The sequence below is a fragment of the Halomonas sp. HP20-15 genome (assembly GCF_033446685.1).
Taxonomy (GTDB): domain Bacteria; phylum Pseudomonadota; class Gammaproteobacteria; order Pseudomonadales; family Halomonadaceae; genus Modicisalibacter.
This window is the reverse complement of the sequence record NZ_JAWQLY010000022.1, coordinates 1-14368: the sequence shown is the minus strand read 5'-3', so window position 1 is coordinate 14368 and position 14368 is coordinate 1. Positions and strand designations below refer to the sequence as shown.

The window sequence follows — 14368 nt, the reverse complement described above, 5'->3', positions numbered from 1 at the left end:
TTGCCATGACACGCCTGGTTCTCGCTTCCGGTTCGCGCTGGCGACGCCAATTGCTCGACCGGCTCGGCCTTGCCTACACCTGGGAGAGCCCCGACATCGACGAACGGCGCCACCCCGGCGAAAGCGCCGAGACGCTCGTCCACCGCCTGGCGCTGGGCAAGGCCGAGCGCGTCGCCGAACGTTATCCCGACCACCTGATCATCGGCTGCGACCAAGTCGCGCTCTTCGCAGGCGACATCCTCGGCAAGCCCGGCGACCCGGCCACCGCACGCGCCAACCTGGCCCGCTTCTCAGGCAACCGGGTGAGCTTTCTCGCCGGGCTGGCATTGCTCGACACGCGTCGGGCGCACCACTGGGTCTGCCACGAGCGCTACGACGTCGTCTTCCGCTCGCTCGACGAGGGCGAGATTGCCAACTACGTCGAGCGGGAGCAACCCCTCGACAGCGCCGGCAGCTTCCGCATGGAAGGGCTCGGCATCACGCTGTTCGAGCGCCTCGAAGGCGACGACCCCAACACCCTGATCGGCCTGCCGCTGATTCGTCTCTGCGCGCTGCTGCGCGAAGCGGGGCTCGACCCGCTCGCCTCCGGCATCGCTCAGGGCAGTTGATAGCGAATCGGCGAAGCGGTACTGGGCAGCCCCAGCCACTGCGCGGCGACACGCCCGAACTGGCGCGTCAGGCGCTCGAACGGATCCAAGCCGGGCGTATAGTCCTCGACCCGCACTTCACCGAAGCGCTCGCGGGACAGGTCGTCGACGCTCTTGAGGCCATCGACCAACCCCAGCCGCTCGGCCTGCTCACCGGTCCAGATCAGCCCCGAGAACAACCGCGGGTCGTCGGCCAGGCGCTCGCCGCGACCGGCCTTGACGTCCTCGATGAACTGCTGATGCGTGGTCTCAAGCACCTGTTGCCAGAAGCGGCGCTGAGCGGGCTCTATGCGGCTGAAGGGGTCGAGAAAGGCCTTGTTCTCGCCGGCGGTGAAGACGCGCCGCTCGACACCCAACTTGTCGATCGCCTCCTGCAGGCCGAAGCCGGCATGGATCACGCCGATCGAGCCGACCAGGCTGGCCGGTGCGGAATAGATGTCGCTGGCGGCGGCGGCAATGTAATAAGCGCCGCTCGCGCCGATATCCTCGATCACCGCATAGATCGGCTTGGCGCCCTGCTGCTGGAGGCGCCGCAGTTCGGCGTAGACACGCTGCGACTGCACCGGGCTGCCCCCGGGGCTGTTGATCTCCAGCACGATCGCGCTGACGGCGGAATCCTTCCAGGCTCGACGAACCCCCTCGATGATGCGCTCGGCGCTCGCCTCGCCCTGGGCATCGATGACGCCCTCGACTCGCACCACACCCAGGTGCGGCCCGGTCGGAGCGGGCTTGTCGGCGACGAAGAACAGCCCATAGACCGTGAGCGACAGGGAGGCGAGGATCAGCGCCGCAAAGAACAAGCGGAAGAACAGCTTCCAGCGCCGCGACCTGCGTTGCTCGGTGAGCACGCCGGTCATCCAGCGATCCATCATCTGCAATTGCTGCAGGCGCTGTCGCTCGCGCAGGGTATCGGCATCCTCGTCGCGCCCCTCTCCCGGCGGGTCGCCCGCCCGATGTCGCTGGCCCGGCGGCACCTCGGGCCCCTGGGTCCATTCGTCGTAGCGCTTGTCATCGCTCATCGCATGCTCCCGCTTTAATCGCGCGTGGACCGACCGAGTCGAGGTCCGCGTGCAGCCAATCGATGACCTCGGCGAAGCACGTCGCGGTATAGATCGGCTCGCAGGCCGCGAGACGCTCGCGCGAATGCACGCCATAGGTGACGGCCAGGCGGTCGATGCCCAATGCGCGCGCCATCTGCATGTCGTACTCGGTATCGCCGACCATCAGCGCCGCACCCGGCGCGACCCCGGCTTCGGCAAGCAGCTCTTCGAGCATGCGCGGGTCGGGCTTCGAACGCGTCTCGTCGGCGGTGCGGCTGGCGTGAAACCACTCTCGACTGCCCGTCGACGCCAACGCCCGGTCGAGCCCGCGCCGGCTCTTGCCGGTCGCCACGGCCAGTTTCAAACCCTCGGCGCCGCGCAAGCGAGCCATCCCCGTCGCGACACCGGGAAAGAAAGCCGTGGGCACCTGGTCGGCGCTGACGAAGTGGCCCGAATAGCGTTGGCGAAGCGCCTCGGCCTGGCCCGGCTCGACCCCCGGATACAGCTGGGCGATCGCCTCCGGCAGCCCCAAGCCGATGATGTCGCGGATGCTGTCGCGACTCAGCGCCGGGCAGCCGACGTCACGCGCGGCAGCCTGCATGCAGGCGACGATGCGCGCCTCTGAATCAACCAGCGTGCCGTCCCAATCGAAAATCACCATCTGATAACGCAAGTCATCTCCTCCCCGCTCTTGCTCGTCGCTCAGCGGTCGTCGGCTTGGGCGCGCGCCCGGATGAGCACGTTTTCGAGATCCTCGCCGAGCGGCGCACGGATGCGTACCGGGCGGCCGCTGTTGGGCTCGGGAAATTCCAGCGAGGCGGCATGCAGAAACAGCCTCTCGAGCCCCAGCCGGGCCGCCAACCGATGACTCTGGCGACTGCCGTACTTGTCGTCGCCGAGCAGCGGGAAACCGGCGTGCGCGGCATGCACGCGAATCTGGTGGGTGCGCCCGGTCACCGGCTCGGCCTCGATCAGCGTCACGCCCGGCAGCGCCTCTTGCACCGCGAAGCGCGTGCGCGCGACCTTGCCGTCGGGATCGACCCGCACCCGCCGCTCGCCGTTACCGGCGTCGAACCGGTCGAGACGGGCGCTGACGAAATCGCGCCGCACCGGCCAGCGCCCCTGTACCAGCGCCAGATAGCGCTTGTCCATCTTGTGCTGCTTGAGCGCCGCATTGAGCGTGAGCAGCGCCGGACGCGACTTGGCCAACAGCAGGCAGCCGGAGGTGTCGCGATCGAGGCGGTGGACCAATTCGAGGAACTCGAGATCGTCGCGCACCTGGCGCAACGCCTCGATCAAGCCGATCTTGACCCCGCTGCCACCGTGGACCGGGAGCCCCGATGGCTTGTTGATCACCAGCCAGTCAGGCCCCTCGACGAGCACACTGCCGGCCAGCAGGTTGCGCAGGTTTTCGCTGACCTCGCGCACCGCCTCCTCCGGCGCCATGCGCAAGGGCGGAATACGTACCAGGTCGCCCTCGGCCAGGCGATAGTCGGCCTTGATGCGTTTCTTGTTGACCCGCACCTCGCCCTTGCGAACGATGCGGTAGACCAAGGTGCGCGGGACCCCCTTGAGGCGCGTGTGCAGGAAATTGTCGATGCGCTGTCCCGCGTGGGCCGCGGTTATCTCGACCCATTGAATGTCACGCCCTTCGGCCATTCGGCCCCCTATTTCGTCGCCAACCATGGCCGGCCGGCTATCACACGACCCGCCGCAAAACCGCCATTCTAACCCAACGACACCGGCTCAGGGCCAATTGCTGCTCTGTCGCTTTACTGTTATATTCCAAAATCGCTCGAATAGGCTGTCAGGCCTGTTTTTAGCGCCTGCACGACCCACACGCAGGCCGGAGCGACAAACACGGCGACAAGGCCATGCCTTCCGCCAAGCAGTGAAAAGTGAAAAGACGACGCCACGCCCGAGCCCGGGTCGATCCCACCAAGATTGGGGCGGCCGCGCGCCACGGGGATTACCAACACCGTGCCGGAGGCCGGCGTCGGCGAATCGAACAATGCCAGGTGTCTGGCGGTTGTCCGCAGGGCCGGACGGGAAGCATCAATTACCCACCGAGACATGTCCTGTCGCCGCCGCGTACTCAACATGATCTTGCAGCGACGCGTTTTTATCGTCGCTGACGACGCACACTCGACATGCGCTGAGCACAGCACGAGCAAAAAGCGATTCGCCGTCGCCGACGCACAAGGAATCGCTGGTCAGATAGACGTGTGGAGACGGTGCGCCGCGTACCACGCCGAGGCAAGGAGCCTACCAACCTCCTCCCGGCGCCCGGCGCGCCGCACCCGATCCACACCGACATTGCAGCAGCGTTGTCCCCAGGCCCGCCTACCGGTGCGAGCCAACTAGCGAGACAACATGAAACGGATGCTCATCAATGCGACCCAGCCCGAAGAGCTGCGCGTCGCGCTTGTCGATGGACAACGCCTGTACGATCTGGATATCGAATCCGGCGCCCGAGAACAGAAGAAAGCCAACATCTATCGCGGCAAGATCACCCGCGTAGAACCCTCCCTGGAGGCCGCCTTCGTCGATTTCGGCGCCGAGCGTCACGGCTTCCTGCCGCTCAAGGAAATTTCCCGCGAGTACTTCAGCAAGGAGCCGTCCGGTCGCCCCAACATCAAGGAGGTGATCAAGGAAGGCCAGGAAGTCATCGTCCAGGTCGACAAGGAGGAGCGCGGCAACAAGGGCGCTGCGCTGACCACCTTCATCAGCCTGGCCGGGCGATTCTTGGTGCTGATGCCGAACAACCCGCGCGCCGGGGGTATCTCGCGTCGCATCGAGGGCGAGGAGCGCACCCAGCTCAAGGACGCCATGGCGCATCTCACGCTGCCCGACAAGATGGGCGTGATCGTGCGCACCGCGGGCATCGGACGCAGCGCCGAGGAGTTGCAATGGGACCTCGACTACCTGGTCCAGGTCTGGGAAGCGATCACCGAAGAGGCCGTCAAGCGCTCCGCCCCCTTCCTGATCTATCGAGAGTCCAACGTCATCATCCGCGCCATGCGCGACTACCTGCGCCAGGACATCGGCGAGGTGCTGATCGACAGCCCCGAGATCCATCAGGAGGCGCTCGGGTTCATTCGCCAGGTGATGCCCTCCTACCAGCAGAAGATCAAGCTCTACGCCGACGACGTGCCGCTGTTCTCGCGCTTCCAGATCGAAAGCCAGATCGAGACCGCCTATCAGCGTGAGGTCAAGTTGCCATCGGGCGGCTCGGTGGTCATCGACCATACCGAGGCGCTGGTTTCCATCGACATCAACTCGGCACGTGCCACCCGCGGCAGCGACATCGAAGAAACCGCGCTGCAGACCAATTCCGAGGCCGCCGACGAGATCGCTCGCCAGTTGCGCCTGCGCGACATCGGCGGCCTGGTGGTCATCGACTTCATCGACATGGGGCCCGCGCGCAACCAGCGCGAAGTCGAGAACCGCATGCGCGACGCCCTCAAGCTCGACCGCGCTCGCGTGCAGATCGGCCGCATCTCGCGCTTCGGCCTGATGGAGATGTCGCGTCAGCGTCTGCGCCCATCGCTGGGCGAAACCAGCGGCGTGGTCTGCCCGCGCTGCGACGGCCAGGGTACCATTCGCGATGTGCGCTCGATGTCGCTCTCGATCATGCGTCTGATCGAGGAGGAGGCGATGAAGGAGCGCAGTGCGCAGATCCGCGCAATTCTGCCGGTCCCGGTCGCCACCTATCTGCTCAACGAAAAGCGCAGCACCCTCGCCGACATCGAGCGGCGCCAGGAGGTCAAGGTCGTACTGCTGCCTAGCCCGGACATGGACACCCCGCACTACGATGTCCAGCGCCTGCGCGACGATCATCTCGACGACGACGATGAGGCCAAGTCGAGCTTCGAGCTCTCCACCGAGACCGAAGTCGGCAAGGAGCCCGACTTGTCGCTCGCCAAGCCCGTCCAGCGTACCGAGGCGGCCGTCAAGTCCGTGGCGCATACCGCCCCGGCGCCCTCCTCGCTTCAGCAACCGCTGGAGACCGACGCTGCCACCCCCAGCCCGGCACCGGCGACTCCGACGGCGCCCGTCGCGACTCCCCCGGCGGGACTCGTGTCGCGTCTCTTCAAGGGCCTCGGCAAGCTGATCGGCACTTCCGAAGAAGAAGCCGCCGCGGCCGGCCGCGAAGCACGCTCCGAAACTCGTCCCGACAAGAGCGCCGCTCAATCACGCAGCGAAACGAGCGCCAACGACGTCGATGCGCGTAACCAGCGCCGTAGCAACGGCAATCGCCGGCGCCGCCCGGAAGGCAGCGACAATCGCAACGATGCGCGCACCGACAAGAGCGGTACCAGCGCTTCTGCAGCTGACAGCGGCAACGAGCGCAGCGCCAATGCCGGCAGAAACGGCAACCGCAGGCCCGCCGCGCGTCAGGAGCGCACGGGGGCAGACGAGCCCGGCTCACGGCGTAGCGACAAGCCCGACAACAAGCGCAAAAGCGATGCCAAGGGCGACCGCTCACGCGGCGACAAGCCGAGCGATGCCAAACAGGGCGAGGCCAAGGGCCGCGATAATACCAAGCCCGCCAAGGCCGCCGAGGACAGCAGCAAGCGCGGCAATGCCGACAAGCCGAACCACAGTGACCAACCGGGCGACGCTGGCAAGCCGGCTAACGACAAGCGCAGCAGCGCGGAAGGCGCGGACAAGCCCGAGGCTGACGGCACGCCCAAGCGCACCCGCAACAACCCGCGCCAGCGCAGCCGCAAGCACGCCCTGAATCCGGCCGCGATCGCCGAGCAGGAGCGGCTGCAGGCCGAAGCCGAGCAATCGCACGGCACGGACGAGGCGATTCAGGCGCAGGCAGCCTCGCCAGCCGACGCCATGGCAGCGAATCAGGTCGGCAACGAGGCTCAGGCGGCCTCACAGGCAAGTGCCGAGACCGCCGAGCAAGCGACATCGCCGCGCACGGACGCCGAGTCGAAAGACGTGCAGCCCGAAGCTGAAAAGCAGGCTGCCGGTGATCAGACCAGCACCGAGTCGCCGGCAACCACGAGCGCCGATACCGGCAACGCCCCGGAATCCGCCCGAGTGGACGAGGCTGGAAGCGACGCTGCCAAGGCCGAACCCAAGCGTGCGAAATCCCGGCGCGCACAGCGCTCGTCGCAAACCGAGACGCCTGAGGTCGCCGGCGAGCCGAACGCCGCAAGCCCCGACGAGCGCGACGCGACGCCAGCCCCGGCCGACGCCGGGCAAGGGGAGAATGTACCCGCCGCGCAAGCCCAGCCTGTGGCCGACGAGGCCCCCGAGCGTTCTGCCGCCTCGGCTGACACGCCGAGCGAAAGTCCGGAACCGCCAGTGACCGACGAACCGACGCAGACCACGTCAAAGGTCGGTGTTTCGGCCGCAGACGCTGCGCAAGCCGACGAGCTGCAGACGGCCGCAGCGACGCCCAGTGCCGATGACGATGCCCCCCGGCACGACACCGCACAGTCAGAAGCGGCAACACCGACCGTCGAGAAGGCTGCAGCGATCCCGGCCACAGCCGATCAGGATGAAGCGGCGAAGACTGACGACACGCAGGCAGCTACCGAGGAGGACACTCGCCAGGCGCCTGAGCAAACGGCGCGGACCGACGCCAACGCGACCGATCAGCACCAGGCTTCCAGTGGCGAGACCACTGACAACGCCGAAGCCGACGAGCGCGCTGCGCGTCGCCGTCAGCGCCGTCGTGCCCACAACGACCCGCGCGTCAAGCGCCGCCATGAAAGTGGCCAGACCGAAGACAGCCACTAAGCCCCATCCGGCGCCGTCAGGCGCCGAGCCTGCAAAAAGCCCGCGACCGATCAGGTCGCGGGCTTTTTCGTGTCATCCTCTACCGCGCGCCGCGCGAATCAGGCCATCAGCGCAGCGTACGGCGATCGACGAACGTCGTCAGCGCGCGGATCAGGTAATTGATGTCATGGCTGCCGGCCGTCTCGCGGATCGAGTGCATCGCCCATTGCGGTACCCCCACGTCAAGGGTCGGCACCCCCAACTCGGCGGCGGTGAGCGGGCCGATGGTGCTGCCACAAGCCATGTCGGCGCGCGACGCGAAGGTCTGCACCGGCACCCCCGCTTCACGGCACAACTCGCGGAACAGTGCCGCCGTCTCGCTGGTCGTCGCATAGCGCTGATTGGCGTTGACCTTGATGACCGGCCCGCCGTTGATCGTCGGCCCATGCCCGGCATCGTGCTTATCGGGGAAGTTGGGGTGCAGCGCATGGGCGTTATCGCAGGAGATCAGTCGCGAGGCCTGGACCAGCCGAGCAAAACCCTCCTCGCCGGCATCGCCACATTGCGCATTGACCCGGCGCAACACATCGCCGAGAAAGGGCCCCTGAGCGCCGCTGGCACTGGCGCTGCCGACCTCCTCATGGTCGTTGGCCACCAGCAGCGCGCCCTGGGAACCGTCGCCGTTGAGCAACGCCTCGACGCCACAGAAGCATGACAACAGGTTGTCGAGCCGCGCACTGGCGATCAACTCGCCGTCGATGCCCACGCGACTCGCGCCCTGCACATCGTAGAGACACAATTCGAACGCCAGCACCTCGACATCCTCGAGATCGTGCTGCTCATAGAGCCAGCGCTTGAGCAGCCCCTCGAAGCCGGTCTCGCCGCCGCCCTGCCACAAGACCGGCGCCATCTGGGTCTGGGCGTTGAGGACACGGCCATTGTTGGCTTCCCGGTCGAGATGAATCGCCAGGTTGGGAATCGTCGCGATGGCGCGGTCGATGTTGATCAACACACCCTGGGTGCGACCATCGGCGCGGCGCAGATGCACGCGACCGGCCAACCCCAGGTCACGGTCGAACCAGGGAGCCAGCAGCGCGCCGCCGTAGACCTCGACTCCAAGCTGCAGCCAGCCGCGGTTGGCCTGCGTCGCATTGGGCTTCAGGCGCAGCCCGGGGCTGTCGGTGTGCGCGCCGATCATGCGCAGCGCTTCCAGCTTGCCGGCCGGCAATTGCAGGGCGATCAGCGAGGAGTCATTGCGGGTTACATAAACACGATCGCCCGGGGACAGCGTCCACGCCTGGGTCTCGTCCAGCCGCCGATAGCCGGCCTGCTCGAGGCGTCGCGCCATGTTGGCCGTGGCATGCCAAGGTGTCGGGGAGCGCTGCAAGAATGTCAGGAGGCGTTCCAGGGTCGGGTCTTGGGGCATGCTGATCCTCATCTTGGGGTCTGTGTATGGCGACACAGGCTGCTACAATGCCGAATCGGCTCGTGCCAGCCTCGCTCGCGCCGGTCACCTAGGGAATAGAGTGTACATGAAACCGGGAGTGCTTCATTAATGAGCCTGACTGCAGCCATTCAGCGCGTATGGGTCCTTTGCTTACTGATCGCGTTGAGTGTACCGGCATTCGCCGGCCCGAGCCCGAGCCCCACGGATGCCCAGCGGCAGGCCGCGGTTGAGGTCGCCGAATCGCTGAACTATGGACATTATGCCGACGTCAAACTCGATGATGCCTGGTCGCAGCGCGCCTTCGACCGCCTGCTGGACGTGCTCGACCCACAGCGCGCCTACCTGCTCAAACGCGATATCGCGGCCTTCGATGATCTGCGCGGCTCCATCGACGAAGCGGTTAATGAAGGCCGGCTCGAACGGGTCTACGCGCTTTACGAACGTTATCAGTCGCGCCTGGAAGCGCGCCTCGAATGGTTGCTGGCTCAACTCGAGAACGGCCTCGATTTCGATTACACCAGTAACGAGCGATTGGTGATCGATCGCCAGGGCGAGCCCTGGGCCGGCAGTCAGGAAGCACTCGACCGGTTGTGGCACAAGCGCCTGAAAAATGCCGCCCTGTCGCTGTCGCTCAGCGATCAGTCGAAGCAGGAGATCAGAGACACGCTCGTGGATCGCTACGAGGGACAGCTCTCGCGGCTGCGCCAGACCAATCCCGAGGATGTCTTCGAACTGTTCATGGCCGCCGTCACCGGCACCGTCGATCCGCATACCGAATATTTCTCGCCACGCCAGGGAGAATCCTTCGACATCCAGATGCGCCTGTCATTGGAAGGCATCGGCGCGCTGCTCCAGACCGAAGGCGAATACGTCAAGGTTTCGAGCCTGGTACCCGGCGGGCCGGCCGACAAAGGCGGCGTCCTGCAACCGGCCGACCGCATCGTCGGCGTCGGCCAGGGCGAGAGCGGCGAGATGGTCAATGTCGTCGGCATGCGCCTGGATGACGTGGTCGAGCTGATCCGTGGGCCCAAGGGCACCACCGTACGACTCGACGTCATTCCCGCCAAGGCGGTCGACGTGACCCGCTCGCACGTCGTCAAGATCGTGCGCGATACCGTGAAACTGGAAGACCAGGCGGCCAGCAGCGAAGTCATCGAGGTCGACCGCGAGGACGGCAAGCACCGCATCGGTGTGATCGACATTCCCACTTTCTATGTCGATTTCGATGCCTGGCAGGCCGGCGAAGATGATTATCGCAGTTCGACGCGCGATGTCGCCAAGGAGATCGCCAAGCTCAAGGCCGCCGATGTCGAGGGAATCCTGCTCGATCTGCGCAACAATGGCGGCGGCGCGCTCCAGGAAGCCAACTCGCTGATCGGCCTGTTCATCGATCGCGGCCCGACCGTGCAGGTCCGCGATGCCCGCGGTCGCATCAGCCTGTATGGCGATACCGACAGCGGGGTCGCCTATAGCGGCCCGCTCGGCGTACTGGTCAATCGCCTGTCCGCCTCGGCCTCGGAGATTCTCGCCGGTGCGATTCAGGATTACGACCGCGGCCTGATCATCGGCAGCCAGACCTTCGGCAAGGGCACCGTCCAGACCCTCAGCGATCTCAGCCACGGCCAAGTGAAACTGACCCGCGCGAAGTTCTACCGCGTTTCGGGCGAAAGCACCCAGTTGCGCGGCGTATCTCCGGATATCTCGTTCCCCAGTCTGGTCGACCCGGACATGATCGGCGAAAGCACTCTGGATAACGCCCTGCCCTGGGACACCGTCCGCGCCGTACAATACCGCGATTACGGGAATCCCCAACGCTACCTGGATACCCTCAAGGCCCGCCATGAGACACGCGTCGCACAGGATCCCAACTTCACCTACCTCGAAGAGCAGGCTGCGCTGTTCAAGACCCTTCGCGATCAGCAGACCACCATCAGCCTCAACCGCGAGCAGCGCCAACGTGAAATGAATGCCCAGGAGAATGAGCAACTGGCGCTCGAGAACCGTCGCCGCCGGGCGCTGGGACTAGAACCGCTGGATAATTGGGCGGAGACCCGTGACAGCGCCGCTTCACAGCAGAATGCCGAAGATGAAGAGGCGGCCGACCCCGTCGACCGGGCCCAGGTTATCGAGGGCTCCGAGATCGTTCTCGATTATGCGCAGCTCAGCGGCGCCAGCTAAGGCTACCGGAGCCAGGGGCTGAATCGCTGCGGGCTTCGCAGCGATATCATCCGCCATAGTGCGCTCGAATCGTCGGGCCGACTTCGAGGAGGAGGTGTATGTCGATTCAGAGCGCTGTTCGCGTACTGGCGGGTGCCGGTCTCATCCTGGGCTTCGCGCTCGGCGGCGCTCAGCCCCACGCGGCGGCCTGCCCGCCCGGCGATCCGGCGCAGCGCCAGGCGGCGCTTGCCCAGTTGTCGGCGCGCCTAGCGCGCTGGGACGAGGCTTACTACCAGGACGGCAAGCGACTGGTCGAAGATGGCGTCTACGATGCCGCAAAGCGGCGTCAGCTCGCCTGGCAAACCTGCCTGCGGCAGGCCGCCGACGGAACCGCGGACCGCCCTCGGCCGCCCGCCACGGGGCACCTCGTCGCTCATCCCATCGTCCAGACCGGCCTGAACAAGGCCGATTCCCGTCAGGTCGTGGCGAACTGGCTGGCCGGGCGAGACGATCGCTCGCTATGGATTCAGCCCAAGGTCGATGGCGTCGCGGTCACCCTAGTTTACCGAAACGGCGCGCTCAGCGCGGCAATCAGCCGCGGCAATGGCGTGCATGGGCAGAACTGGCTTCCCCAGGCCAAGCTGATCGAGGCCATCCCCGTGCGGCTGAGCGATGCACCCGTTCGGGTGGTGCTGCAGGGCGAGCTGTATGCCAAGCGCCCCGGTCATGTGCAGGCACGCGACGGCACCGACGGTGCACGTTCTGCCGTCATCGGACTGATGGCCCGCGAGCGATTGGACAAATCCGCGGCGGCTTCGATCGGCCTGTTCGTCTGGGACTGGCCGGACGGCCCGGCCGAGCTGCCGGCCCGCAACGAGCGACTCGCCGCCTGGGGCTTTAGCGATGTCCGGACCTATTCACTGCCGGTCGATACGCTCGCCGACGTCGCCGCCCAGCGTCAGGCATGGTTCAACGCACCCCTGCCCTTCGCCAGCGACGGTATCGTGCTGCGCCAGAGCCGACGCCCCGCCGCAGCGACCTGGCAGCCCGAGCCGCCGGACTGGGCGCTGGCCTGGAAGTATCCCGCCCGCCGCACCCTGGCCGTGGTCGAGGGCATCGATTTCTCGGTGGGTCGCACCGGACGCATCACCCCGATCGCCGAGCTCGCGCCGGTGACGCTCAACGACCGTACGGTGAGTCGGGTCAGCCTGGGTTCGCTGGAGCGCTGGCGCGAACTCGACGTGCGTCCCGGCGATCAACTCAGCGTGGCGCTCGCGGGATTGACCATTCCCCGGGTCGACGGCGTGGTGCTCAGGCGCCAGCCGCGCCCGGCGGTCGAAGCCCCCGAGGCCGACGACTACGGGCCGTGGAGCTGTCTGGCGCCGAGCCCGGGATGCCGGGAACAGTTCGTCGCCCGGCTGGACTGGCTGTCGAGCGACCAGGGTCTCGACATGGCCGGCATCGGCGAAGGCACCTGGCTGCAGTTGGTCGAAAGCGGCCTGGTCGATGACCTGCTCGGCTGGCAGACGCTCGATCGAGCGGCCCTGGAAGCGCTGCCGGGCGTCGGCGAAGCGCGTGCCAGACAGTGGCAAGAGACCTTCGAAGACACGCACCGACGGCCAGCCATCGCCTGGCTTCAAGCCTTGGGATTACCGCCGATCGATGAAGAGGTGCTAAGGCAGGCCAGCCCAACAATGAGTCTCGCCGAGCTTAGACAGCGAACCATTGCCCAATGGCAGCGCGCCGACGGCATCGGCCCGGTACGCAGCGAGGCGCTCTGGCGCTTCCTGCACGGTTCGCAGACAGCACCGCTGCTCGAGCGTCTGGTAGCGGAGCATCACCTCACGCCCTGAATTCCTGTCCGACATAGCTCCGGACAGGCGACGAAGGTGATGCTTAGCTGCGGGGGGCTTTAGATGTTGGCGAGCGTGCCGCTGCCGGAGAGGCTCAGCATGCGTAGAAACTCACGGCGCGTCGCCGGATCCTTGCGGAAGCTGCCCAGCATGCGGCTGGTCGCCAGACCCGCACCGGGCTTGTGAATGCCGCGCGTGGTCATGCACTGGTGAGAGGCTTCGATGACCACGCCGACACCCAGCGGGCGCAACACGTCATGCAGCGTATCGGCGATCTGCACGGTCATCTTTTCCTGGATCTGCAGACGCTTGGCATAGATCTCGACCAGACGCGCCAGCTTGGAAATGCCCACCACGCGACGATCGGGGATATAACCGATATGCGCCTTGCCGATAATCGGCGCCATGTGATGTTCGCAGTGACTTTCGAAACGAATGTCGTTCATCACGATCATCTCGTCGTAGCCTTCGACTTCCGAGAAGGTACGTTCGAGAATCGCTGTCGGATCGGCGTTATAGCCGGCAAAAAACTCTTCGTAAGCACGCACGACCCGCGACGGAGTATCCAGCAACCCCTCTCTATCGGGATCGTCACCGGCCCATTGAATCAAAGTGCGTACGGCTTGTTCCGCCGCTGCGCGACTGGGAGGATTCGTTGACATTCCAATCCCTCATTGGATCAAACAAGTTCAAGTGCCGGTCCTGCTAGATATTCCGCGGCGACTGCGGCGGCAAGCGGGCCGGTCGTAGCCGCAAAAGCATATCATGGTTGCAGCGTCCGACGCGCGCCAAGCTCGAGCGCTTGACACGCTACCCCGCTACGCAGTCAGCTAGTCGGGCAACGCAAAGGGACCGCCATGCAGCCAACCGAACATCAGTGTCTAATTTCCGTGGGATCCAATATCGATCCGCAGTGCAATATCGAACAGGCGAAAGCCATTCTAGCCAGGGAAAATCACCTGATCGCCAGCTCGACGATCATCGAAACGAAGCCGGTGGGCTATCAGGACCAGGCCAACTTTCTCAATGGCGCCCTGCTGGTCGTCACGACGCTCGATTGCGTAAGTTTCCGCGCCTATCTCAAACGCATCGAGGATCGTCTGGGCCGGATTCGCGGGCCGATAAAATCGGGGCCTCGAACCATCGACCTGGATATCGTGGCGTGGGACGGCCGGGTCGTCGATGCCAGCGGCCTGGATCAGGACTACGTACGAATACCTGTCGACGAACTATTGGCCCAGACACATATGACCCTGGAGCGCAGCGAAGACGACCATGCAGCGACTCGGCGATAGCCGTGATCGCGCCCGCTTATGAGGGGCGAAGGCTTCTCTGGCAAGGGGAAAACGGGAAGACAAACGGAAAGGAAATATCGGCTATGGCCGATCGACAGATCGCACCGGCGCGATTGGCTCCCCGAGCAGGACTCGAACCTGCGACCCAATGATTAACAGTCATTTGCTCTACCAACTGAGCTATCGGGGA

The 14368-nt window shown here is 65.6% G+C and carries 10 protein-coding genes and 1 tRNA gene; 5 read left to right on the top strand and 6 right to left on the bottom strand.

Annotation, left to right across the window (positions count from 1 at the left end; translation table 11 throughout):
- The first annotated feature begins 5 nt into the window (after positions 1-5).
- Entirely contained in the window at positions 6-608 is a 603-nt protein-coding gene (locus R6258_RS18355; RefSeq protein WP_318453336.1) for a nucleoside triphosphate pyrophosphatase, read from the top strand.
- On the opposite strand, the gene sppA is transcribed toward R6258_RS18355, so the two are convergent.
- The 3 genes from sppA to R6258_RS18340 are packed head-to-tail and all read right to left on the bottom strand — an operon-like array spanning position 596 to position 3346.
- Positions 596-1666, bottom strand: a complete 1071-nt coding sequence (gene sppA, locus R6258_RS18350) for a signal peptide peptidase SppA (protein WP_318453334.1) — start codon at positions 1664-1666, stop codon at positions 596-598. The two genes, R6258_RS18355 and sppA, sit on opposite strands and share 13 nt — an antisense overlap.
- The gene (locus tag R6258_RS18345) at positions 1656-2360 is read right to left on the bottom strand and encodes an HAD-IA family hydrolase (RefSeq protein WP_318453332.1); all 705 of its coding nucleotides are present in this window, start codon (positions 2358-2360) and stop codon (positions 1656-1658) included. The genes sppA and R6258_RS18345 overlap by 11 nt, the downstream gene beginning before the upstream one ends.
- A 29-nt stretch (positions 2361-2389) precedes the next feature.
- Positions 2390-3346, bottom strand: coding sequence for an RluA family pseudouridine synthase (locus R6258_RS18340; protein WP_318453330.1), 957 nt, complete (start codon positions 3344-3346; stop codon positions 2390-2392).
- Positions 3347-4060: 714 nt separating this feature from the next.
- On the opposite strand from R6258_RS18340, the gene rne reads away from it, so the two are divergent.
- A complete protein-coding gene (gene rne / locus R6258_RS18335) occupies positions 4061-7447 on the top strand; it encodes a ribonuclease E (RefSeq protein ID WP_318453328.1) in 3387 nt (1128 codons plus the stop codon).
- A 106-nt stretch (positions 7448-7553) separates the two neighbouring features.
- On the opposite strand, the gene R6258_RS18330 is transcribed toward rne, so the two are convergent.
- Complete coding sequence (locus R6258_RS18330) at positions 7554-8852, bottom strand: M18 family aminopeptidase (protein WP_318453326.1); 1299 nt, start codon at positions 8850-8852, stop codon at positions 7554-7556.
- A gap of 129 nt (positions 8853-8981) precedes the next feature.
- On the opposite strand from R6258_RS18330, the gene R6258_RS18325 reads away from it, so the two are divergent.
- Positions 8982-11051 carry a carboxy terminal-processing peptidase gene (locus R6258_RS18325; RefSeq protein ID WP_318453324.1) on the top strand — a complete coding sequence of 690 codons (2070 nt, stop codon included), beginning with the start codon at positions 8982-8984 and terminating at the stop codon, positions 11049-11051.
- A 98-nt stretch (positions 11052-11149) separates the two neighbouring features.
- On the top strand, positions 11150-12883 hold the full coding sequence (gene ligB, locus R6258_RS18320) for an NAD-dependent DNA ligase LigB (protein WP_318453322.1): 1734 nt from the start codon (positions 11150-11152) through the stop codon (positions 12881-12883).
- Positions 12884-12942: 59 nt separating this feature from the next.
- On the opposite strand, the gene folE is transcribed toward ligB, so the two are convergent.
- Complete coding sequence (folE, locus tag R6258_RS18315; RefSeq protein ID WP_318453320.1) at positions 12943-13545, bottom strand: GTP cyclohydrolase I FolE; 603 nt, start codon at positions 13543-13545, stop codon at positions 12943-12945.
- A gap of 195 nt (positions 13546-13740) precedes the next feature.
- Between folE and folK the strand changes: the two genes are divergently transcribed.
- A complete protein-coding gene (gene folK / locus R6258_RS18310) occupies positions 13741-14178 on the top strand; it encodes a 2-amino-4-hydroxy-6-hydroxymethyldihydropteridine diphosphokinase (RefSeq protein ID WP_318453318.1) in 438 nt (145 codons plus the stop codon).
- A gap of 114 nt (positions 14179-14292) precedes the next feature.
- Here the strand turns inward: folK and R6258_RS18305 are convergent.
- Positions 14293-14368, bottom strand: a tRNA-Asn gene (locus R6258_RS18305).

Excerpts from the sequence above, each read along its gene's own strand:
- R6258_RS18355 (WP_318453336.1), top strand. The coding sequence starts at position 6 with ATGACACGCCTGGTTCTCGCTTCCGGTTCGCGCTGGCGACGCCAATTG.
- ligB (WP_318453322.1), top strand. The coding sequence starts at position 11,150 with ATGTCGATTCAGAGCGCTGTTCGCGTACTGGCGGGTGCCGGTCTCATC.
- rne (WP_318453328.1), top strand. The coding sequence starts at position 4,061 with ATGAAACGGATGCTCATCAATGCGACCCAGCCCGAAGAGCTGCGCGTC.
- R6258_RS18330 (WP_318453326.1), bottom strand. The coding sequence starts at position 8,852 with ATGCCCCAAGACCCGACCCTGGAACGCCTCCTGACATTCTTGCAGCGC.
- R6258_RS18340 (WP_318453330.1), bottom strand. The coding sequence starts at position 3,346 with ATGGCCGAAGGGCGTGACATTCAATGGGTCGAGATAACCGCGGCCCAC.
- folK (WP_318453318.1), top strand. The coding sequence starts at position 13,741 with ATGCAGCCAACCGAACATCAGTGTCTAATTTCCGTGGGATCCAATATC.
- sppA (WP_318453334.1), bottom strand. The coding sequence starts at position 1,666 with ATGAGCGATGACAAGCGCTACGACGAATGGACCCAGGGGCCCGAGGTG.
- R6258_RS18325 (WP_318453324.1), top strand. The coding sequence starts at position 8,982 with ATGAGCCTGACTGCAGCCATTCAGCGCGTATGGGTCCTTTGCTTACTG.
- folE (WP_318453320.1), bottom strand. The coding sequence starts at position 13,545 with ATGTCAACGAATCCTCCCAGTCGCGCAGCGGCGGAACAAGCCGTACGC.